We start from the raw sequence: 21235 nt of genomic DNA on the forward strand, positions 1-21235 counted from the left end.
CTATGAACGCGGCCGCACCAGGCCCAGGTCGTAGGCGCGGATCGTCGCCTGCACCCGGTCGCGCACGCCGAGCTTCGCGAACAGCCCGTTGATGTACGTCTTCACCGTGCCGGTGGCGATGCTCAGCTCCACCCCGATCTCCGTGTTCGACAGGCCGCGGGCCACCAGCGTCAGCACCTGCGCCTCGCGCGGGGTCAGGCCCTCCGGCGCGCCCTCCGGTGGCACCACCGCCGGTGCCACCCGGCCGATCGCGAACGCCTCGATCAGCCGCCGCAGCACCGGCGGCGCCAGCGTGCCGTCGCCAGCGGCCACCGCCCGCACGGCGGCGATCAGGTCGGCCGGGTCGGCGTCCTTCAACAGGTAGCCGGAGGCGCCGGCGCGCAGCGCCTGGTAGACGTACTCGTCCAGGTCGAAGGTCGTCAACACGAGGACCTTGGGCGAGTCGGGAACGCCCGTGAGACGGGCGGTGGCGGTCAGTCCGTCCATCCCGGGCATGCGGATGTCCATCAGTACCACGTCGGGGTCGGTGCGGGCGGCCAGGTCGAGCGCGGCCGCGCCGTCGGCGGCGGTGCCGACCACGGTCAGGTCGGGCTCGGCGTCGAGGATGGCGGCGAAGCCGGCGCGTACCACCGGCTGGTCGTCGACGACCATCACGCGGATGTCGATGCCGGCACCTCCCCCAGGGTCGTGGGTCCACCCGCCTCGGGCGGGGCGGGCAGATGCACCTGCACCACCCCGGCCGGGTCGAACCGGATCTTGCCGCCGAGGGCCGCCGCCCGCGCGCGGATGCGCGCCGCGACGATGCCGCGGGTCGCGCCGGGCACCCCGCTGACCGTCACCACGAGCGTCTCCCGGATGTGGTCGACGGTGACCGACACCACCTCCGCGGTGTCGTCGGCGTCGAGCGCGGCGTCGACGATACGGTAGCCGGACAGGTCCACGGCCACCGGCAGCGGATGCAGGATCGGGCCCGCCTCCAGCTGGATCTGCCGCTCCGAACACAGGTCGGCCAGGTCGGCGATGCCGCGCGGCGGGGCGCTGCGGTCGCCGGTCGGCACCGGCTGGATCGCACCGAGCAGTTCCCGCATCGCCGCCAGCCCGGCCCGCGCTTCGGCGGTCACCTGGTCGACGGCCGCGAGCGCGGCGTCGGGTGACGCCTCGGGCGGCACCGACTCGGCGGCGGCGATGAGCCGCTCGGCGGGCTCGATCACCGACGCGTGCAGACCGACCGCGAACCGCTGCCGCTGGTCCTGCGCGGCGGCCGCCGCCCGCTCGTCGGCCGCCCGCAGCGCCGCCGCCTCGGTGCCGAGGGTCCGGTCGCGGCGACGGCGCAGGAGGAACGCGGGCAGCCACATCGTCAGCAGCAGGATCACCGCGAACGCGGCCGAGAACAGCGCCAACGTCACCACGACCGGAATGACGATCTCCGGTGGAGACGAGGCGTCGGCGGCCAGCCGCCGCAGGTCCTCGCTGATGACGACCAGCATCAGGCTGGCCGACACGGCCGCGACGAGCGCGCCGCACCAGGTGGTTCGGACCGGCCGGCCACGGGCGGCGATCGACCACACCGCGGTCATCTCGGCGCCGAACCCGAGCACGAGCGGATCCGCCGCGACGATCGGCAGACCGGTGACCGCGATGATCACCGCGAACGCCAGCCCGGCGCCCGCCACCGCGAGCAGCGTCCACCACGGAGCCACCCGCCGCCACCACACGGGCGCGCCGTGCAGCAGGATCAGCAACGTCAGCAGCCACCACTGGTCGCGCACGGCCCCGCCGTCGATGAGCATCACCAGCAGCGGCGGCACCAGCACGACCAGCATGAGCACCGCGTCGAGCGCACCCTCGACCGTCGACAGCCGGTGACCGGCAGCGGCCGGGGTGACGCACGGGATGTCGGCACACACCCGCCACCCGCCGGCCGGCACGGGAGCCGCGTCGAACGTGCCGCCGAGGTCCTTCGCCCGGGCGGAGAGACCGGCGAGGCCGCGCCCGGAGCCGAGCGAGCCGGCCGCGCCGGCCGCGTCGGCGGACGGGTTGGTCACCTCGACCCGCACGCTGCCGTCCGACACCGTGACCACCGCGGTGACCTCGGCGCCCGGCGCGTACCGCAACGCGTTGGTGGCCGCCTCCTGCACCACCGCGAACACCGCGTCGACCAGCGGCGGCGGCAGGGCGTCGGCGGCGCCCTCGACCGTGACCGTGACCCGCTGACCGGCGGACCGCGCGGTGGTGGCCAGCCGGCCCAGCCGCAGCGCCAACGGCTCTCCCGCGCCGGGCTCGATCACGGTGACGAGGCGGTTGAGTGCGGTGAGCGTGCGGCGGCCGGTCTCCGCGGCGAACTCGAGCGCCTGCCGCACCAGTTCGGGCCGGCCGGCGCCGAGCCGGCGGGCGGCGCCGGCGTTCACGACGATCGCGGTGAGGTGGTGGGCGGTGACGTCGTGCAGTTCACGGGCGAGCCGCTCCCGCTCGGCCTCGGCGGCCCGCCGCTGCTCCGCCTCAGCGGCCAGGAGCCGGGCGGCGGCGTCCGCGCGGGCGCGCTGCCACCGGCCGCGGTTGGCGCCGAGCGCGGCGACGGTCGTGTAGATGATCACGACGAGACCGACGGCCCAGCCGAAGTCGGGCTCGCCGACGAAGGCGAGCACCGAGACCCAGACGGCCACCAGGACGGCGACCGCGACCACCGGGTACCGGGCCGGTCGCAGCGCCGCGAGCGAGAACAGCACCACCAGGTCGGAGAGCCCGATGATGGTGAGGACGTCGGTGGGCAGCGCGGTCGCGCCGATGCTCGCGGCGACCACGCAGACGGCGAGCGCCGGCACCGGCGCCCGCATCCGCCACCCGAGCGCGACGGCGATGACCACCGTGATCACCACGGCGCCGGCCGCGTCGAGCGGCTCCGGCGCCTGGGTGAAGATGTACGGCGCGACCGGCCACACGAGGATCTGCCCGATCCCCATGAGGACGGGCAGCCACCAGATCCGAATCGCGGTCATGCTGCTCAAGACCCTACGGGCTGCCCGTCCGGAAAATCGTCATCGAACCGACGTACTGAAAGCCCCACCCACGGGTGGAGAAGGTCACATCGACGCGACGTCGGCCTGCTTCGCGCGGACGGCCTCGGCGGCCTCCTTGAGGGCGGCCAGTTCGCCGTCGGTGAGCGTGGTCTCGACGACCTTCTTCACGCCGCCGGCGCCGAGCGACGCCTCGACGCCGAGGTAGACGCCGGAGATGCCGTACTCGCCGTCGACCCAGGCGCACGTGGGGATCACCGCGCCCGAGTCCTCGGCCACGGCGCGCGCCATGCGGGCGGCCGCCGCCGACGGCGCGTAGTACGCCGATCCGGTCTTGAGCAGCCCGACGATCTCGGCGCCGCCGTTGCGGGTGCGCTTGACCAGGTCCTCGATCTTGTCGGCGTCGAGCACGTCGGCGAGCGGCTTGCCGTCGACGGTGCAGCGCGAGGGGACCGGAACCATCGTGTCGCCGTGCGACCCGAGGGTGAGCGTCTTCACCGACGACACCGGCACGTTCAGCGTCTCGGCGACGAAGTGGGTGAACCGGGCGGTGTCGAGCACGCCCGCCTGCCCCAGCACCCGGTTCTTCGGGAAGCCGGTGGCGATCTGCGCCAGCGCGGTCATCTCGTCGAGCGGGTTCGACACCACGATGACGACGGCGTTGGGCGCGTACTTGGCGACGTTCTCCGACACGCTGCGGACGATCTTCGCGTTGACCTCGAGAAGGTCCATGCGGCTCATGCCGGGCTTGCGCGGCAGACCGGCGGTGATCACGACGATGTCGGACCCCTCGATCGCCTCGTACCCCTCGCCGGCCGGCGTGGTGGTCTGCCCGACGACCTTCGTCTCGAAGCCCTCGATCGACCGGGACTGGCTGATGTCCAGCGCCAGGCCCTCCGGCTTGCCCTCGACGATGTCGGTGAGCACGACCGTCTCGAAGATGTTGTACTCGGCCAGGCGCTGTGCGGTCGTGGACCCGTAGAAACCGGCACCTACGACGGTGACCTTCTTGCCCATGTAACCTCCCGGTGACAATCCACTGCCGACCCTAGCCGCACGCCACCGGCCGCGCCGCGAGGGGCGGGTCCGTGTGACCTGCGGGCCCTCCGGGCATGCTTAGCCGCGATGAACCCCGACACAGCCATCCGGAACGGGGCGCTGGGCATGGTCGCCGGCGGTGGCCTGCTGGTCGTCGCCGCGTCGATGGGGCCGGCCACCTGGCGGCAGGGCGAGGCGCACGCGAAGCCGGCGGTGGCCGTCCTGGTCACGGTCCTGCTGCTCGGGCCGCTGCTGTCCGCGATCACCGCGACCACGACGCGCCGCCGCGTGCCGGCGGTGGTCGCGGGTGTGGGTGCCGCGCTGGCCGCGGCGCTCGCGGTCGCGACGGCGGCCGGTGAGGCGACCCGCGACGGCCTCGCTCCGGGCGGTCCGCTCGCCGCGGTGGGTGCCACGCTCGCCGCCGGGGGCTGGCTGGTCGTGGCGCTCACCGTCGATCGTCCCGCGAAGTTCTCCTGGACCCCGGCCGCGGCCGGGACGGTGCTCACGGTGCTGATCGGGTGGCTGGGACCGGTGGGTGCGGCGCGCCTCGCGGGGTCGGGCACCGACGCCCGCACGGTCGACGCGGTGCCCACCGCGGACGCGACGGCCCCGCCCGGGCTGTCCGACGCGTGGCAGGCCACCCCCGCGGGTCCGGTGGCCGGCGTCGCGGGCGGGGTCGCGCTGGTGCGGGAGCGGGCCGGCGTCCGCACGGTCGACGTCCGTACCGGCCGCGCGGCCTGGCACCACCTGCGCGCGGGGTGGTCGCTGGCCGGGGTCGGTCCGGCGGCCGGCGGCACCGTCGTGGTCGGTCTCTGGTCGAAGGGTGACCGGGACGCGCTGGCGATCGCGTTCGACGCCGCCACGGGTGACCGCCGCTGGCAACGCGAGGTGGACGTGTCCACCGTGGACCACCAGGTGACCGGGTCGGCCGACCTGGTGCTGCTGGTGCCGCGGGGCCGGGCGGCGTCGGTGCTGGCGCTGGACGCCCGCACCGGCGAGCGCCGCTGGACCTGGCGCCCGGCGAACGCGGAGTGCACCGTCGTGTCGGCCGCCACGACCGACGACCCGGCCCGCGACGACTCCGTGGCGGTGTCGTTCACCTGCCCCGGCGGCCGCCGGGTGTCGGGCCTGTCCACAGTGGACGGAACGGTCCGGTGGACCTGGCAACCGACCTCCCCGGACGCCGGGGCCGAACTCCCGCCCCGCGGCACCGCCCCGGGCGGCACCCTCCCCGGCGGCTACGCGCCCCTCCTCGTTCCGACCGCCGGCGGCGTCCTGGTGGCCGACGGCGCGACCGGCCTGGTGCTGAGCATGGGCGGCGGCCGTCCCGGCGGCTCGCACCCGTCGGGTGGCCGGCTGGCCGCCTCGTCCGGCGCGACGGCTCTCTACCTGGGTGCGGGCCAGGCGGTGGCCGTCGACCTGGCGCTGGGCCGGGAACGCTGGCGTGTACCCCTACCGGCCGCGACCACGCCGGTGGCCGTCACCGCATTCGACGGGGTCGGCTTCGCCCTGGTGGCCCCCGACCGCGGCGGGCCCGCACGCCTGGTCCGCTACGACCTCGACACCGGCGCGGTGGTCACCGACCGCCAGGTCGACGACGCCGCGGTCGGCCTGCGGCCCGCACCGGCCACCCTGCTCGTGACCACCACGACGAACGCCGTGACCGCCCTCCGGTGAGCGTTGTCGCCGGCTTCCGGGCCGACGCGTTACGGTCTGTGCGTCATGGAGCGATGGGTGGCGGGTTTCGCGGCGGTGCTTCTGCTCGCCGTCGGCGTGGCCGGCTGCGGCGACGACGAGCCGCGGACGACGGTCGGCGTGCCCGCCGGCGCCGCGCCGGTGAGCGGCCCGGCCGGGAGCGCGCCGGCGGGCCCGGCCAGCGGCTCCGCGACCGCGACTGGCGGTTCCGCGGCCAGCGGCGGGCCGCGGCGGAGCGACGGGCTCGACCGGCTGATCGCGGCGGCACCCGGCACGATCGGGCTGGTGGTGCGCGACACGGTCACCGGGTCGGCGTGGCAGGCGGGAGACCCGGCGCACGCCGCCTGGACGGCGTCGACGATCAAGGTCGCCATCGCGACCAGCCTGCTGGAGAGCGACGTCACGCTGACCGGCGGCGACCGCGACAACCTGCGGAAGATGCTCGTCAACTCCGACAACGACGCCACCGACGCCCTCTGGGAGAAGTACGACGGCGTCGACCTGATCCCGACGTTCCGGCAGCGGTACGGCATGACCACCCTGAAGGTGGTCGACGGTTACCGCCCGTACTGGCGGCATCTGCAATGCAGCGCGAGCGACCTCGCCGCGGTGATGACGTACGCGCTGGCCAAGCTGCCGGCGGCCGACCGTACGCAGCTCGTCGGCTGGTTGAAGGCCGCCGCCGGGGTGCAGCAGTGGGGTGTGCAGGCCGCCGGCTCCGACGCCGGTCACAAGCCCGGCTGGGCGTTCAAGCCGGAGGGCAACCCCGACCACTGGGTGGTGCACTCGGTCGGGTTCGCCGGTCCGGGCGAGCGCTACGTCGTCGCCGTCACGTACGACCAGCCCAAGGGCCGCTCCGCCAAGCAGGGCGCCCAAACCATCAGCGACGTGGTGTCACTGGCGTTCGGGCGCCCGCAACGCGCGGTTACCGGGCCCTAGTGGAAGAAGTGCCGGGTCCCGGTGAAGTACATCGTGATCCCGGCCTTCGTGGCGGCCTCGACCACCTCGGCGTCGCGCACCGAGCCACCCGGCTGCACGATCGCCCGGATGCCGGCGTCGATGAGCACCTGCGGGCCGTCGGCGAACGGGAAGAACGCGTCTGACGCGGCGACCGACCCGGCCGCGCGGTCACCCGCCCGGGCGACCGCCAGGCGGGCCGAGTCGACCCGGTTCACCTGGCCCATGCCGACGCCCACCGACGCGCCACCCGAGGCCAGCAGGATCGCGTTCGACTTGACCGAGCGCACCGCCCGCCACGCGAACACGAGATCGGCCAGGTCGGCGCCGGCCAGCGCCGGGCCGCACGCCAGCGTCCAGGACGCCGGGTCGTCGCCGGGCGCGTCGACCGCGTCGCGCATCTGCACGAGCACCCCGCCGGTGACCTGCCGGGTCTCCGCCGGCAGCGGCCGGAACGGGGCCGCCCGCAGCAACCGGAGGTTCTTCTTCTCGGCCAGCACCTGCACCGCACCGTCCTCGTACGACGGCGCGACCACGACCTCCGTGAAGACCTCGGCGATCTGCTTCGCCAGCTCCACGGTCACCTCGCCGTTGACCGCGATGACGCCGCCGAACGCCGACACCGGGTCGGTGGCGTGGGCCTTGCGGTGGGCCTCCGCCACGTCGGCGCCGATCGCGATCCCGCACGGGTTGGCGTGCTTGATGATCGCCACGGCCGGCTCGGTGAAGTCGTGCGCGCTGCGCCACGCCGCGTCTGCGTCGACGTAGTTGTTGTACGACATCTCCTTGCCGTGCAGCTGCTCCGCCTGCGCCAGCCCGGCCGGCGACACGGGGTCGGTGTACAGCGCGGCCTGCTGGTGCGGGTTCTCGCCGTACCGCAGCACCGCCTTCTTGGTGAGCGTCTGCCCGGCGAACGCCGGCCACCCGTCCTCCGGGTCGGCCTGGACGGCGAACCAGTTGGCGACGGCCACGTCGTACTCGGCGATCCGGACGAACGCGTCGGCTGCGAGCGCGCGTCGCTGGTCCAGGGAGAAACCACCCTCGGACAGCGCCTTCGCGACGGCCCGGTACCCCGACGGCGAGGTGACCACCGCGACGGACGCGAAGTTCTTCGCGGCCGCGCGGACCATCGCCGGGCCGCCGATGTCGATCTGCTCGACGCACTCGTCGGGCGACGCGCCGCTCGCGACGGTCTCGGTGAACGGGTACAGGTTGCTCACCAGCAGGTCGAACGGCTCGATGCCGAGGTCTTCCAGCTGGGCACCGTGCGACTCGAGTCGCAGGTCGGCGAGCAGCCCGGCGTGCACCTTCGGGTGAAGTGTCTTGACCCGGCCGTCGAGGCACTCGGGGAAACCGGTCAGCTCCTCGACGGGGGTCACCTTCGCGCCGGCCGCCGCGATGCGGGCGGCGGTGGACCCGGTCGACACGATCTCGACGCCGGCGGCGACGAGCGCCTGCACGAGGCTGTCGAGCCCGGTCTTGTCGTACACGCTGACCAGCGCGCGCCGGATCGGACGGCGCCCTTCACCGGCTGTCATCTGAGATCTTCACCTTCCGCCCCTCGACGGTCCACCCTTCGCGGACCAGCCGTCCCACGTACTCAACGAGTTGGCGCCGCTCGGCGTCCTTGATCCGCTCGGTGAGCGTCTCCTCGGTGTCGTCGTCGAGCACCGGCACCGCCACCTGCGCGATGATCGGACCGGTGTCGATGCCGGCGTCGACGAAATGCAGTGTGGCGCCGGCCACTTTCACTCCGTACGCCAGCGCGTCGCGAGGTCCGTGAATGCCCGGAAAAGCCGGCAGTAACGCATTGTGCGTATTTACGTATCGCCTACCGAATCGCTCCAGAAACGCCGGTCCGACGAGTTTCAGGAACCCGGCCGAGACCACGAGATCGGGAGAGTGTTCCGCACATGCCCCGGTGAGCGCCGCGTCCCAGTCGTCCCGGGTGGCGAAGTCACGCACCGCGGTCACAAAGGTAGGAATGCCACGGTCAGCCGCCCGGGCGACGCCTTTCGTATCGGGCCGGTCGGCACCGACCGCGACCACCTCGGCACCGTACGCCGGATCGGCGCACGCATCGAGCAGGGCCTGAAGATTCGTGCCGGACCCGGAAACCAGGACCACCAGCCGCTTACGCACCCGCACACCCTAGCGGCAGGGCCTGATCTGCCCGATCCGTGCCCCTTGCCTGCCTGCGCTACGACAGTAAAGCAAGTACGCTGCCCAGGTTCCGCACCGTGCGTACGCGCCGCGTCGGTCCGGGGCAGTTACACCTCACGAGGGAGCGATCGCGATGCAGCCTGGCTATCCCCCGTCGGGCCAGGACCCGTACGGTCAGCCGTACACCGACCCGTCGGGCCAGGGCCAGTACGGGCAGCAGCCTGAGCAGCCGAAGCCGCAGGAGTACCAGCAGTCGAACCCGAATGACCCGGCGCCGAGCCCGTTCGCTCCCGACTACAGCCAGCCGCAGCAGTTCACGATGCCGCAGTCGTACGAGCAGCAGCCGCAGTACAGCCAGAACGAGCAGCCGCCGCAGCAGTCGTACAGCCAGCCGCAGTCGTACGAGCAGCCCCAGTCCTACGAGCAGCCGCAGTCGTACGCCCAGCCGGCCTACCAGGAGCCGCCGCCACCGGCGTACCAGCAGCAGCCCGCGCCGTACGCCGATCCCTACGCCCAGCCGACGTCGGGGGCGGCACAGGCGTACCCGGTGTCGGGTCCGACGAACTACCAGGTGTCGGGCGGCGCCTACGCCACCGGCTACCCGCCGCCCGCCTACCAGGTGCCCGGGTACGGGCCGCCGCCGCAGACGTCGAACTCGGCCAACGCGCTCGGCATCGTGGCGCTGGTGCTCGGCATCCTGTCGATCCCGCTCGGATGCTGCAGCTTCTTCGGTCTGATCATGCCGATTCCGGCGATCATCTGCGGCATCCTCGGCATGCGCAAGGCCGACCAGGGTCTTGCCAACAACAAGGGTCTCGCCATCGCTGGTTTAGTGTGCGGCATCGCTGGGCTACTCATCAGCCTCACCGTGATCGGTCTGTATTTGACCAGCGTGATCAGCAGCAACAACATCTACACCTGACAGAAACCCACGCAGGAGGCAAACCAAGTGAGCTACCCACCCCAGCAGCCCCCGTACGGCGGCCAGCCCTACGGACAGCCGGCGGCGTCGAACGACAAGACCCAGTTGTTCGGCATCCTCGGCATCGTGCTCGGCCTGATCTGCTGCGGCCCCGCCGGCATCGTTCTCGGCATCCTGTCGATGAACGAGGCCAAGAAGGTCGGCAAGCCCAACACCCTCGGCATCATCGCCATCGTGTGTGGCGCGCTGAACATCATCCTCGGCATCGTGTACCAGTTCGCCATCCGCAGCTGACGACGTCGTAGGAAAGGCCCCTGGCGCGGGTTGCCGGGGGCCTTTTCCACGCCCACGGGCATCGCGCGCCCGGCGCGGGAAGGGCCGCGGGGAGGTCGCGCGCACGGCGCGGGAAGGCGCGCCCGGCGAGAGCGCACGCGAAAGCGCGAGAGCCCGGCGCGGAACGCGCCGCCCCGCCGCTGTCACAGGCCGTGGCGGCGGGTGGCCATGCCCTTCGTCACCGCGGCCGCGGCCACGACACCCGCGCCCATTACCGCCGCTGCGATCCCCGCCAGTGGCCAGGCCGCCGCGCCCATCTCGGTCAGCCGGCCCGAGCCCACCGGCCCGCCGGACGCCAGCGCCGCCAGCCCGAGCGCCGCGCCCGCCACCGGACCGGCCAGCAGCGCCGGCACGAGCAGCCGCCCCCACGCGCCGCTCCGCGGCTGGTTCGCGGCCCGCAGCTGGCGCCGGGCCAGCAGCCACCCGGCGATCATCCCGGCGACCAGCGGAACCGCCAGCAGCAGCCCGCTCCAGGCCGAGAGTGGCCGGCTCGGTACCGCGGCCAGCACCGGCAGCGCCGGCACCGGTCCCAGCGACACCGCACCCGCGCTCACCGTCGTGCCGGCGCCGAGCGCGAAGCCCGGACCCACCAGGTAGCTGGCGCCCCACACGGCCAGGTTCGGCGCGTAGACCAGGCACACCAGCGTCAGACCAGCCTGGCCGACGACGCCGGTGCGGTACTCCCGCACCATGTCGGTCGCCACGCCGGCCGAGAGCGCCAACGCGAGCCCCGTGGCCGCCGCGCCGGCCGCGATCACCAGCAGCGCCGCGACCGCGCCGGTGCGCACACCGTCACGCACGGCCGCCGGCACCAGCGGACCCCAGCGGGCGTGCCAGCCGCCCTCCCAGAGCGCGCCGGCCAGACCGGTCACCGCGCCGAACACGGCCATCGTCAGTCCCGCCCGCAGCGCCGGCACACCGAGGCCGGCGGTCGACACGGCCAGCGCCAACACGGTCCCGTAGACGCCGTATGCGAGCGCGACCGCCGCACCCGCCTTGACGGCCGGAACCACCGACCGGCTGCGGCGGGCGGCGGCCGCCCGCGCGGCGTGCACGCCGGCGCGGGACACCCGCCACGCCGCGAGAACGCTGATCGCGAGCGGCGTCAGGCCGATCGGTCCAAGATCTGTTTTCAGTGGGACCCCGTGAGCGAGCAGCCACGCGGCGAACCCGCTCCGGAGCACCGCCTCGGAGTCGGTGGGACTCGGCGAGATCAGCAGCACCGCCCCGGCGGCGAGGAGCACCGGCGTCGCCGACACCAGCACCGCCCACGCGGTGGTGACGGCGGCTGCCAGCACGAGGGGCGCACCCGTCGACTTCGCCGCGACGCTCTCCCTGGGACGCCGCTGCTCCCGCGGGACGCGACGCGTCTCCGTGGGCGGGTCCTGGGTGGCAGACATCGGGCTCTACTGTGCCAAAAGCACGGCGGCCGGTCATGTCGACCGGCCGCCGTTTCGCGCTTTACTTCGAGGTCATGACCTCGCGCATGAGGTTCGCGGTCTCGGTGGGCGTCTTGCCGACCCGCACGCCGGCCGCCTCCAGGGCGACCTTCTTCGCGTCGGCGGTGCCCGACGAGCCCGAGATGATCGCTCCCGCGTGGCCCATGGTCTTGCCGGGCGGGGCGGTGAAGCCGGCGATGTAGCCCACCACCGGCTTGGTGACGTTCGCCTTGATGAAGTCGGCCGCGCGCTCCTCGGCGTCGCCGCCGATCTCGCCGATCATCACGATCGCGTCCGTCTCGTCGTCGTCCTGGAACGCCTTGAGCGCGTCGATGTGCGTGGTGCCGATGACCGGGTCGCCACCGATGCCGATGCAGGTGGAGAAGCCGATGTCGCGCAGCTCGTACATCATCTGGTAGGTCAGCGTGCCGCTCTTGCTGACCAGGCCGATGCGGCCGGCGCCGGCGATCGTCGCCGGGATGATGCCGGCGTTCGACTTGCCGGGGCTGGTGATGCCCGGGCAGTTCGGCCCGATGATCCGCGTGGTGTTGCCCTTCGCGGTCGCGTGCGCCCAGGCGGCGGTGCTGTCATGCACCGGGATGCCCTCGGTGATCACCACGGCCAGCCCGATGTTGGCGTCGATCGCTTCGATCATCGCGCCCTTGGCGAACTTCGGCGGCACGAACACCACGGTGGTGTCGGCGCCGGTCTCGGCCATCGCCTCACCGACGCTGTTGAACACCGGCACCTTGGCGCCGTCGAACTCGACGACCTGGCCGCCCTTCTTCGGCGTCACCCCACCGACGATGTTCGTACCCGACGCCAGCATGCGCCGGGTGTGCTTGGAGCCCTCGGAGCCGGTCATGCCCTGCACGATCACCCGGCTCTGCCCGGTCAGCCACACAGCCATGTCACGCCCCCTGCGCCGCGAGCTCGGCGACGCGGCGGGCCGCGCCGTCCATGGTGTCGACCCGCTCCACCAGCGGGTTCGCGGCCGAGTCCAGGATCTCGCGACCCTCCTCGGCGTTGTTTCCGTCGAGCCGCACGACGAGCGGCTTCGTGACGGTCTCGCCCCGCTGCTCGAGCAGCTCGAAGGCGCTCAGGATGCCGCGGGCGACCTCGTCGCAGGCGGTGATGCCACCGAAGACGTTGACGAACACGCTCTTCACGGCCGGGTCACCGAGCACGATCTCCAGGCCGTTGGCCATCACCGCGGCCGACGCGCCGCCGCCGATGTCGAGGAAGTTCGCGGGCTTGACGCCACCGAACTCCTCGCCGGCGTAGGCCACCACGTCGAGCGTCGACATGACCAGGCCGGCACCGTTGCCGATGATGCCCACCTCGCCGTCGAGCTTGACGTAGTTGAGGTCCTTCTCCTTGGCCTTCTGCTCCAGCGGGTCGACCGACGAGGTGTCCTCGAACTCCTGGTTCTCGGGGTGCCGGAAGTCGGCGTTCGCGTCGAGCGTCACCTTGGCGTCGAGGCAGAGCACGCGACCCTCGGGCGTCTTCGCCAGCGGGTTGACCTCGACCAGCGTGGCGTCCTCCTTGATGAAGGCCTGCCACAGGTTCACCGCGATCGCGACGACCTGATCCTTGACGTCGGCCGGGAAGCCGGCCTGGTCGACGATCTGCTTCGCGAGGTCCTCGGTGACGCCCGTGTTCGCGTCGATCGGCTGCCGCACGACCTTCTCGGGCTGCTCGTGGGCGACCTGCTCGATCTCCATGCCGCCGGCGACGCTGGCGATGCACAGGAACGTGCGGTTGGCCCGGTCGAGCAGGTACGAGAAGTAGTACTCCTCGGCGATGTCGGCGGTGGTGGTCAGCATGACCTTGTGGACGGTGTGGCCCTTGATGTCCATGCCGAGGATGTTCTGGGCGTGGGTTTCGGCCTCGGCCGCGTCGTCGGCGAGCTTGACCCCGCCGGCCTTACCGCGACCACCCACCTTCACCTGGGCCTTGACCACGACCCGGCCGCCGAGGCGGTCGGCTATCTCGCGGGCTTCCGCGACGCTGGTGGCGACCCCGCCGTCCAGCACCGGCAGCCCGTGCCGGGCGAACAACGCGCGCCCCTGGTACTCGTACAGGTCCACTTCGTCAGCTCTTTCCAGCTCTTCGACGGCTTCCTGGGCATCTCGCCGCAGCCTAGCGAGCAGGTCACGCCGTGGTGTCGGGCGGGTGCTCGCCGTGTGAGCACTCCCCGCACGGGTGACACGCGTAACCCCCCGCGAAGCACCTCGTTGACTGAGATGCCGGTCTGCTGCGCGGGCCGGCACCAGAACGAAGTGCCGGTCTCCGCCGATCTTCCCGGCGGCCGGCACCAAAGCGGCCGATGCCCTGTCGGTCGAGGGGTGGCGGCGGGGCATCGCGCATCGAGGGGCCGGACGTGTGAGGGGTGCGTCCGGCCCCTCACTCTTTCCTGTGTCTTCAGACACATTCTGAACGGTCGATACAGGTGTCGCGGCCTCATACGCCATCTGGCCTATTTCTTTCGCGTCGACACGCCGTTGTCACCTGCGGAATCCCAATGACATCAGGCAGTACGCGAATCGTCGCATCTAGCTATCAAGCCACGTCAAGCGAGGCGTCTTCACGCCGTCCCACAACGGTTTGCGGGTAACGAAGTCGCAGGTGGACAGTGACGGAAGTTCCACGAAACGACGGAGAATCGCTCTGTGTCGCCGCTCGAACACGCCACTCGGCTTGTGGACGCCTTAAGTGGCCGCTACCGTTCTCGACGGCATCCGCGCGAACGGGTGCCCCGCATCCTCCCAGCGGCCGAGATTTCCCGGGGTTCGTCTACCCGGGGGCCGAGAGAGAAAACGGGATGCGCCCAGCGACATCGGGAGCGTGAGTGGCGAATCGGCAGCAGGGCGACCGCTATTGTGGCCGCCGTCGCGTACCGGCCGCGTCCCGTAGCCGCTATGCCGCTGTCATGACCTCCGCCTTCGTCGGCGCCGGCGTGGTGGCTCTGGTCACCGGCACGGTCATGCCCGACATGCGCGAGCCCGACGGGCTCAACCTGGTCGACGCGAACACGGTCGCCTCCGAGGCCGCCGACCGCTCCCAGGCCGTCGGCGACGACCGCGCCAGCCGCAACGACACCCGCAGCGTCGGCGGCGCCTCCGCGGAGATCCCGCCGCCGGACCTCTACGTCCTGCCGCTGAAGTCGTACACGCTCACCTCGAAGTTCGGCTTCCGCAAGCTCGAGGCAGAGTCGAACGGTCGCGCACACCAGGGCATCGACCTGGCCGCCCCGAACGGCACCCCGTACTACGCCGTCGCCCGCGGCAAGGTCATCCTGGCCCGCTTCAACGGCGGCTACGGCTACAACATCATGATCGACCACGGCGGCGGCGTCGTCTCCGTCTACGGCCACTCGTCGAGCCTGGGCGTCAAGGAAGGCGACATCGTCGAGGCCGGACAGGTCATCGGCAAGGTCGGCGACACCGGCTACTCGTTCGGCCCCCACCTGCACTTCGAGATCCGCGTCGACGGGAAGCAGGTCGACCCGATCGAGTACCTGAAGGGGTACGGGGCCGACGTGCCAGGGAAGACCGACGCGCTCACCCAGTAGCACTTGCTTGGCGTTTTGCTCAAGCCAGTCCCGCCACCTCCCGCTTCAGAGCATGGAGCTGGCTGGACCGGAAGACAGCGTCCCGCCCTGTCGACAGTCGAGCCACCTATAGCTGGTCCCGCCCCCTCCAAGCTCTGAAGCGCGGGCGGCGCGACTGGGGTGACCCGGGGGGGGTTCGGGCCCACAACTCGCGGAGGGAAGCTCGACGCATTACTTCCCGGAGCGAGTTGTGGGCCCGAACCCCCTACCTAGAGCTTCTCCAGAGGCGCATGCCGAAGCACGATCCACATCACCTGATCCCCGAAGTCGACCTGCGCCTGCGCCCGAGCCCCGTACCCCTCGACCTGCGTCACGCGGCCGATGCCGTAGCGCTGGTGGTTGACGCGGTCGCCCACAGCCAGGGCGGGGACGTTGGACTTCAGGTCGCTGGCGGTGGCGAGCCTGCTCGGGTCGAGGCCCAGGCGGCCGGCCAGTTCGGCGGCCTTGGGGGTGCCGCCGACGAAGGTCGACTGCCTCGGGGCGCGGTCGGCGCGGTCGCCCCGGCCGCCGACCCCGCCGCCGCCGGACCAGCTGGTGTAGGCGGCCTGGGTGCGTTCCCAGCGGACGAGGTCGGGCGGGAGCTCTTCGAGGAAGCGTGACGGCGGGTTGTACTGCGGCTGGCCCCACGCCGAGCGGGTGACGCTGCGGGTGATGTAGAGGCGCTGGCGGGCCCGGGTGATGCCGACGTAGGCGAGGCGGCGCTCCTCCTCCAGCTCCTTGCGGTCGCCGAGGGCGCGCAGGTGCGGGAACACGCCGTCTTCCATGCCGGTGAGGAACACCACGGGGAACTCGAGGCCCTTGGCGGTGTGCAGCGTCATCAGGGTGACGACGCCCTTGTGCTCGGGGTCGTCGGCGGGGATCTGGTCGGCGTCGGCCACCAGCGACACCTGCTCGAGGAAACCGTCGAGGGTGGCGACGGGGGCAGCGGCGGCGGCACCGGCTTCGGCGTCGTCCTCCGGAGCGGCGTTGGCTTCGGTGCGCTCGGTGTACTCGCGGGCGACGCTGACCAGCTCCTGCAGGTTCTCGACGCGGCCGGCGTCCTGCGGGTCGAGGCTCTCCTCCAGCTCGGTGAGGTAGCCGCTGCGCTGGAGCAGCACCTCCAGCACCTCCTCCGGGGTGCCGGTCTCGGCCATCTCGCGGGCGGCGTCCATCATCGCCACGAAGTCACGCACGGAGTTCGCCGCGCGGGCGGAGATGCCGGTGGCCTCGTCGACCCGCCGCAGCGCCGCCCCGAACGAGATGCGTTCGCGGCCGGCCAGCGCCTCGATGCACGCCTCGGCCCGCTCGCCGATGCCGCGCTTCGGGGTGTTGAGCACCCGGCGGACGCTCACCGTGTCGTCTTCGTTGGCGACCGCACGCAGGTAGGCCAGCGCGTCGCGGACCTCCTTGCGCTCGTAGAACCGGACCCCGCCGACGACCTTGTACGGCAGGCCGAACCGGACGAACACCTCTTCGAAGACGCGGGACATCGCGTTGGTGCGGTAGAACACGGCGACGTCGCCCGGCCGGTAGCCGTGGTTGTCGCTGAGCCGGTCGACCTCGCGGGCGACGAAGTCGGCCTCGGCGTGCTCGGAGTCGGCGACGTACCCGACCACCGGCTCGCCGGCCCCCTGGTCGCTCCACAGGCGCTTCGGCTTGCGCTCGGTGTTGCGGTCGATCACCGCGTTGGCGGCCGACAGGATCGTCTGGGTCGAGCGGTAGTTCTGCTCGAGCAGGATCGTGCGGGCGTTCGGGTAGTCACGCTCGAACTCGAGGATGTTCCGGATCGTGGCGCCACGGAACGCGTAGATCGACTGGTCGGCGTCGCCGACCACGCAGAGCTCACCCGACTCGCCGACGATCTCCTTCACCAGCGCGTACTGGGCGTGGTTGGTGTCCTGGTACTCGTCGACCATGACGTGCCGGAACCGGCGCCGGTACTTGTCGACGACGTCGGGCTTCTGCTGGAACAGCTCGACCACCCGCATGATCAGGTCGTCGAAGTCGAGGGCGTGCGCCTCGCGCAGCCGCTGCTGGTACAGCGTGTACGCCTCGGCCACCGCCCGCTGGTGCGGACCGGCCGCCTTCGCCGTGTACGTGCCGGGGGTCATCAGCTCGTTCTTGAGGTTCGACACCTCGGCCGCGAGCGACCGCGCGGAGTGCCGCTTCGGGTCGAGGTCGAGCTCGCGGGCGACCAGCTGCATGAGGCGGCGCGAGTCGTCGGCGTCGTAGATCGTGAAACTCGACTTCAGCCCGGCGTGCTCGTGCTCGGCCCGCAGGATCCGCACGCACGCCGAGTGGAACGTGGAGACCCACATGAACCGGGCCCGGTTGCCGACCAGGTGGCCGACCCGCTCCTTCATCTCGCCGGCGGCCTTGTTGGTGAACGTGATCGCCAGGATCTCGCCCGGATGCACGTCGCGCTCGGCGAGCAGGTACGCGATGCGGTGGGTGAGCACCCGCGTCTTGCCCGAACCCGCGCCGGCCACGATGAGCAGCGGCGAGCCCGCGTGGGTCACAGCCTCGGCCTGCTCGCGGTTCAGGCCGTTGAGCAGCACCGCGGCGCCGGGGTTGTGCTGCCGCGGCGGTTTCGGCGGCTGGGCGACGTCTGAAAAACCGGGAAGAGGAAGCATCGGAGCGGAAGTCTATTCCTGGGGTGAGACGAAAACCCGCTTGACCCTTGCGGCCTTGCCAGGGCGTGGCATACTTCAAGCCGTGATCAACCAGCAGGTGCGATTTTACTTTTACGGCTACGGGATGCCCGCAGCCGTAGGTCGCGCCTGATCACCTCAGACCTACTGCCCCGGGCCTCCAGAAGCCCGGGGTTTTTTGTGCCCGGGGGCTGGAGGCCTTCATGAGCCTGGAGGAACCAGACATGACCGCCGCCGTCACCACCGAAGCCGCCACCGAGCACATCGCCGGCCTGCGCGACCGCCTCGACGAGATCGACGCCAGGATCATCGAGCTGTGGCTCGAACGGGCCGCGATCTCCCAGGAGGTCGGCCGCACCCGGGTGGCATCCGGCGGCACCCGGCTCGTGCTCAACCGCGAGAACGAGATCCTCGAGCGCTACCGCGCCCACCTCGGAGCCGACGGGGTCCAGCTGGCGCTGCTCGTCCTGCGCGCGGGCCGCGGTCCCCTGTGACCTTCCCGCCCTCGGCCAAGCCGATCTCCGACGCGCAGCGGGTGCTCTGCGTCGCCGCGCACCCCGACGACCTCGACTTCGGCTGCTCCGGCACCATCGCCGCCTGGGTCGCGAAGGGCCTCGACGTCACCTACGTGATCGTGACGCGGGGCGAGGCCGGCGGCTTCGACGAGGCGGTGCCGCGCGCCGAGATCCCCGGCATCCGCGAGGCCGAGCAGAGGGCCGCCGCGGAGGAGCTGGGCGTCAGCACGGTCGAGTTCCTCGACGGCTACCGCGACGGCATCGTCACCCCGTCCCTGGAGCTGCGCAAGGACCTCACCGCCGCGATCCGGCGGCACCGGCCCGACCGCGTGGTCACCAGCTCGCCGCTGCGCCGGTGGGAGCGGATCCACGGGCCGTCGCACCCCGACCACCTCGCGGTCGGCGAGGCGGTGACCTGCGCCGTCTACCCCGACGCGCGCAACCCGTTCGCGCACGAGGACCTGCGTGACGTGCCGCCGTGGACGGTCCGCGAGATCTGGTTCTTCGGCGGCCCGTCGCCCGACCACGGGATCGACGTCACCGCCACGTTCGACCGGAAGCTCGCCGCCCTCCGGGCCCACGTGTCGCAGACCGAGCGGCACGCCGACCTGCGCGCGTTCCTCGGTCCCATGCACAGAGCGAACGCCAGAGCGGCGGGCTTCCCCGAGGACGCCCTCGCCGAAGCGTTCACGGTGATCAGAACCGCTTAGACCAACCGGCGGTCGGCCGCCCAGCGCGACAGCTCGTACCGGTTGGACATCTGGAGCTTGCGCAGCACGTTCGACACGTGCGTCTCGACCGTCTTGATCGAGATGAACAGCTCCTTCGCGATCTCCTTGTACGCGTAGCCGCGGGCGAGCAGCCGCAGCACCTCGCGCTCCCGGTTGGTCAGCTGGTCGAGCTCGGGGTCGGCGAGCGGCGCGTCGGGACGGGCCGCGAACGCGTCGAGCACGAACCCGGCCAGCCGCGGGCTGAACACCGCGTCGCCGTCGGCGACCCGGCGGATCGCGTCGGCCAGCTCGTCCGGCGAGATCGTCTTCGTCACGTAGCCCCTGGCCCCGGCGCGGATCAGCCCGATCACGTCCTCGGCCGCGTCGGACACCGACAGCGCGAGGAACTTGACGTTCGGGTGCGACCGGCGCATCGACTCGAGCACCGCCCGTCCCCCGCCCTCGGGCATGTGGACGTCGAGCAGCACCACGTCGGGCTCGATCGCCGCGATCTTCGAGACCGCCTCGGGGACCGTGCTCGCCTCGCCCACCACCTCGACGTGGGCGCCGAGCTCGGCCCGCACGCCCGCCCGGAACATGGCGTGGTCGTCCACCAGGAAGACCCGCAGCCGCTCAGACACAGCACTCAACCCCTATCCGCGCTTTCCACCCGTGCCGGTTCGCCGCCCAGCCAGTCACTGACCCGCCCCCGCCGCGGGTCCGATACCGGCATGATCAGCCGTACCTCCGTGCCGTCGCCGGGTGCGCTGCGGATCTCGGCCTTGCCGCCGTGCCGCTGCATGCGACCGAGGATCGACCCGCGCACCCCGTGCCGGTTGTCGTCGACATTGTCCAGCACGAAGCCGACGCCGCGGTCACGGACGAAGACGCTCGCCTGGTCCTCCTCGACCTCCCCGTACACCGAGACCGTGGCGACCTTCGAGTGCCGGGCGGCGTTCACCAGCGCCTCCCGGGCGGAGGCGACCATCGCGGCGGTGCGCTCGTCGACGTCGCGGTCACCGACCACGACGACCTCGACGGTGATCGCGTAGGTGTCCTCCACCTCGGCGGCCGCCTGTTCGATGGCGGCGCTGAACCGCTCGGTGGGCGACGCGGTGGACTTGTACAGCCAGTTCCGCAGCGTGCGTTCCTGGCCGCGGGCGAGGCGCAGGATCTGCTTCTTGTCGTCGGCGCTGCGCTGGATGAGCACGAGCGTGTGCAGCACCTGGTCGTGGATCATCGCGGCGAGCTCGGCCCGCTCCTGCTCCCGGACCCGCGCCTCCCGCTCGGCCGTGAGCTGGGTGAACATCCGCCACAGGACGGGCGCCAACGCCAGTCCCACCCCACCGAGCCCGACCGCGGCGAACAGCAACGCTCCGATGAGCGTGCTGAACCCCTCGCTGGCGAGCGGCTGCGCGATGTAGGCGATCACACCGATCACGCCGAGGATCACCAGCAGGCCGCCGCCGAGGAACCGGGTGAGCGCGCCGCGCTTGTCGTCGTCGAGCACCGCGCCGACCCAGGGCGCGCCGGGCAGCGACTCGCTCCACCGCTTGCGCCGCTTCGGGCTGGCCTGGTGCCAGATCACCCCGACGCCCATGGCGCCGAGCGCGGCCAGCCACCCCACCAGCGTGCTGGGCCCGGGCGGCCCCCCGATGAGCACCGACAGCACCGCGATCCCGAGCCCGAGCGCCACGAAAGGCACCAATTGTCGGAAGTTGCGCTGTGGCGCCTGCGTACTCGGGGGCAGCACGGCCCAGAACGCCGCGTACAGGATCGCGCCCAGCCCGTCGGCCAACGCGAGCGCGAAGAACGCGATGCGGATCGCCATGACCGGGGCACCCAGATGCTGGGCCAGGCCAGCGGCAACGCCCCCGAGCACGCGGTTGCCCGCATCGCGCAGCAGGCGCGGTTGAGCCCCGGTCTGGGGCCGCACCTGGGGCGGGGTCGCCGTTGTCATGCAGCGATCGTCACACGGTGGAGGTGTCCGCGACCAGCCAGAGCAAGCCCGGAACCGGCATTTCAGGGTCGCGTCAGGGTCGATTCCGGAGGTACTAGGTCCCGCACCGGGGCCACCATCTACATCATGACGAACCAGCCCGCCGACGAGCAGCCGCTCGCTCCCCCGGCCCCGCCCCCCGGCCCGCTCTGGCCTTCGTCGGGCGAGGCGCCGTCGGAGAGCGCGGCGTCCGAGGGTGGCTGGCCT

The 21235-nt window shown here is 72.1% G+C and carries 18 protein-coding genes; 7 read left to right on the plus strand and 11 right to left on the minus strand.

The window, feature by feature from the left end; genetic code table 11:
- From Voc01_RS00935 to mdh, 3 genes are all read right to left on the minus strand, one after another.
- Positions 1 to 651: a response regulator gene (locus tag Voc01_RS00935; RefSeq protein ID WP_239159850.1), complete on the minus strand. Its 651-nt coding sequence runs from the start codon at positions 649 to 651 to the stop codon at positions 1 to 3.
- Positions 651 to 2996, minus strand: a complete 2346-nt coding sequence (locus Voc01_RS00940; protein ID WP_203925259.1) for a sensor histidine kinase — start codon at positions 2994 to 2996, stop codon at positions 651 to 653. The genes Voc01_RS00935 and Voc01_RS00940 overlap by 1 nt, the downstream gene beginning before the upstream one ends.
- An 84-nt stretch (positions 2997 to 3080) precedes the next feature.
- Positions 3081 to 4031, minus strand: a complete 951-nt coding sequence (gene mdh / locus Voc01_RS00945; protein WP_203925260.1) for a malate dehydrogenase — start codon at positions 4029 to 4031, stop codon at positions 3081 to 3083.
- A gap of 108 nt (positions 4032 to 4139) precedes the next feature.
- On the opposite strand from mdh, the gene Voc01_RS00950 reads away from it, so the two are divergent.
- Complete coding sequence (locus Voc01_RS00950) at positions 4140 to 5729, plus strand: outer membrane protein assembly factor BamB family protein (RefSeq protein WP_203925261.1); 1590 nt, start codon at positions 4140 to 4142, stop codon at positions 5727 to 5729.
- Positions 5730 to 5774: 45 nt separating this feature from the next.
- Complete coding sequence (locus Voc01_RS00955; protein ID WP_203925262.1) at positions 5775 to 6686, plus strand: serine hydrolase; 912 nt, start codon at positions 5775 to 5777, stop codon at positions 6684 to 6686.
- Here the strand turns inward: Voc01_RS00955 and purH are convergent.
- Positions 6683 to 8242, minus strand: coding sequence for a bifunctional phosphoribosylaminoimidazolecarboxamide formyltransferase/IMP cyclohydrolase (purH, locus tag Voc01_RS00960; RefSeq protein WP_203925263.1), 1560 nt, complete (start codon positions 8240 to 8242; stop codon positions 6683 to 6685). The two genes, Voc01_RS00955 and purH, sit on opposite strands and share 4 nt — an antisense overlap.
- On the minus strand, positions 8229 to 8846 hold the full coding sequence (gene purN / locus Voc01_RS00965) for a phosphoribosylglycinamide formyltransferase (protein ID WP_203925264.1): 618 nt from the start codon (positions 8844 to 8846) through the stop codon (positions 8229 to 8231). The genes purH and purN overlap by 14 nt, the downstream gene beginning before the upstream one ends.
- 154 nt (positions 8847 to 9000) lie before the next feature.
- Between purN and Voc01_RS00970 the strand changes: the two genes are divergently transcribed.
- The gene (locus Voc01_RS00970) at positions 9001 to 9789 is read left to right on the plus strand and encodes a DUF4190 domain-containing protein (RefSeq protein ID WP_203925265.1); all 789 of its coding nucleotides are present in this window, start codon (positions 9001 to 9003) and stop codon (positions 9787 to 9789) included.
- A 27-nt stretch (positions 9790 to 9816) separates the two neighbouring features.
- A complete protein-coding gene (locus Voc01_RS00975; RefSeq protein WP_239159840.1) occupies positions 9817 to 10083 on the plus strand; it encodes a DUF4190 domain-containing protein in 267 nt (88 codons plus the stop codon).
- 182 nt (positions 10084 to 10265) lie between these two features.
- Here Voc01_RS00975 and Voc01_RS00980 read toward each other — a convergent pair whose 3' ends face one another.
- The 3 genes from Voc01_RS00980 to sucC form a co-directional block, all read right to left on the minus strand.
- Positions 10266 to 11522 carry a cell division protein PerM gene (locus Voc01_RS00980; RefSeq protein ID WP_239159841.1) on the minus strand — a complete coding sequence of 419 codons (1257 nt, stop codon included), beginning with the start codon at positions 11520 to 11522 and terminating at the stop codon, positions 10266 to 10268.
- Positions 11523 to 11583: 61 nt separating this feature from the next.
- On the minus strand, positions 11584 to 12471 hold the full coding sequence (sucD, locus tag Voc01_RS00985; RefSeq protein WP_203925266.1) for a succinate--CoA ligase subunit alpha: 888 nt from the start codon (positions 12469 to 12471) through the stop codon (positions 11584 to 11586).
- A gap of 1 nt (position 12472) precedes the next feature.
- A complete protein-coding gene (gene sucC / locus Voc01_RS00990; RefSeq protein WP_203925267.1) occupies positions 12473 to 13651 on the minus strand; it encodes an ADP-forming succinate--CoA ligase subunit beta in 1179 nt (392 codons plus the stop codon).
- A gap of 842 nt (positions 13652 to 14493) precedes the next feature.
- Here sucC and Voc01_RS00995 point away from each other — a divergent pair.
- A complete protein-coding gene (locus Voc01_RS00995) occupies positions 14494 to 15135 on the plus strand; it encodes a M23 family metallopeptidase (protein ID WP_203925268.1) in 642 nt (213 codons plus the stop codon).
- 248 nt (positions 15136 to 15383) lie between these two features.
- Here the strand turns inward: Voc01_RS00995 and pcrA are convergent, their stop codons facing one another.
- A complete protein-coding gene (gene pcrA, locus Voc01_RS01000) occupies positions 15384 to 17786 on the minus strand; it encodes a DNA helicase PcrA (RefSeq protein WP_203925269.1) in 2403 nt (800 codons plus the stop codon).
- Positions 17787 to 18028: 242 nt separating this feature from the next.
- Here pcrA and Voc01_RS01005 point away from each other — a divergent pair, with 242 nt between their 5' ends.
- Together Voc01_RS01005 and Voc01_RS01010 are read left to right on the plus strand one after the other, a co-directional pair.
- Complete coding sequence (locus tag Voc01_RS01005) at positions 18029 to 18298, plus strand: chorismate mutase (protein ID WP_239159842.1); 270 nt, start codon at positions 18029 to 18031, stop codon at positions 18296 to 18298.
- Positions 18295 to 19029, plus strand: coding sequence for a PIG-L deacetylase family protein (locus Voc01_RS01010; RefSeq protein WP_239159843.1), 735 nt, complete (start codon positions 18295 to 18297; stop codon positions 19027 to 19029). The genes Voc01_RS01005 and Voc01_RS01010 overlap by 4 nt, the downstream gene beginning before the upstream one ends.
- On the opposite strand, the gene Voc01_RS01015 is transcribed toward Voc01_RS01010, so the two are convergent.
- Together Voc01_RS01015 and Voc01_RS01020 are read right to left on the minus strand one after the other, a co-directional pair.
- Positions 19026 to 19679: a response regulator gene (locus Voc01_RS01015; protein ID WP_203925271.1), complete on the minus strand. Its 654-nt coding sequence runs from the start codon at positions 19677 to 19679 to the stop codon at positions 19026 to 19028. The two genes, Voc01_RS01010 and Voc01_RS01015, sit on opposite strands and share 4 nt — an antisense overlap.
- Positions 19676 to 20989, minus strand: coding sequence for an ATP-binding protein (locus Voc01_RS01020; RefSeq protein WP_203925272.1), 1314 nt, complete (start codon positions 20987 to 20989; stop codon positions 19676 to 19678). Before Voc01_RS01020 ends, Voc01_RS01015 begins: the two co-directional genes overlap by 4 nt.
- Positions 20990 to 21235: the final 246 nt, after the last annotated feature.

The organism is Virgisporangium ochraceum, assembly GCF_016863655.1.
Lineage (GTDB): Bacteria > Actinomycetota > Actinomycetes > Mycobacteriales > Micromonosporaceae > Virgisporangium > Virgisporangium ochraceum.

Excerpts from the sequence above, each read along its gene's own strand:
- Voc01_RS00935 (WP_239159850.1), bottom strand. The coding sequence starts at position 651 with ATGGTCGTCGACGACCAGCCGGTGGTACGCGCCGGCTTCGCCGCCATC.
- Voc01_RS00940 (WP_203925259.1), bottom strand. The coding sequence starts at position 2,996 with ATGACCGCGATTCGGATCTGGTGGCTGCCCGTCCTCATGGGGATCGGG.
- mdh (WP_203925260.1), bottom strand. The coding sequence starts at position 4,031 with ATGGGCAAGAAGGTCACCGTCGTAGGTGCCGGTTTCTACGGGTCCACG.
- Voc01_RS00950 (WP_203925261.1), top strand. The coding sequence starts at position 4,140 with ATGAACCCCGACACAGCCATCCGGAACGGGGCGCTGGGCATGGTCGCC.
- Voc01_RS00955 (WP_203925262.1), top strand. The coding sequence starts at position 5,775 with ATGGAGCGATGGGTGGCGGGTTTCGCGGCGGTGCTTCTGCTCGCCGTC.
- purH (WP_203925263.1), bottom strand. The coding sequence starts at position 8,242 with ATGACAGCCGGTGAAGGGCGCCGTCCGATCCGGCGCGCGCTGGTCAGC.
- Voc01_RS00970 (WP_203925265.1), top strand. The coding sequence starts at position 9,001 with ATGCAGCCTGGCTATCCCCCGTCGGGCCAGGACCCGTACGGTCAGCCG.
- Voc01_RS00980 (WP_239159841.1), bottom strand. The coding sequence starts at position 11,522 with ATGTCTGCCACCCAGGACCCGCCCACGGAGACGCGTCGCGTCCCGCGG.
- sucD (WP_203925266.1), bottom strand. The coding sequence starts at position 12,471 with ATGGCTGTGTGGCTGACCGGGCAGAGCCGGGTGATCGTGCAGGGCATG.
- Voc01_RS00995 (WP_203925268.1), top strand. The coding sequence starts at position 14,494 with ATGACCTCCGCCTTCGTCGGCGCCGGCGTGGTGGCTCTGGTCACCGGC.
- pcrA (WP_203925269.1), bottom strand. The coding sequence starts at position 17,786 with ATGCTTCCTCTTCCCGGTTTTTCAGACGTCGCCCAGCCGCCGAAACCG.
- Voc01_RS01005 (WP_239159842.1), top strand. The coding sequence starts at position 18,029 with ATGACCGCCGCCGTCACCACCGAAGCCGCCACCGAGCACATCGCCGGC.
- Voc01_RS01020 (WP_203925272.1), bottom strand. The coding sequence starts at position 20,989 with ATGACAACGGCGACCCCGCCCCAGGTGCGGCCCCAGACCGGGGCTCAA.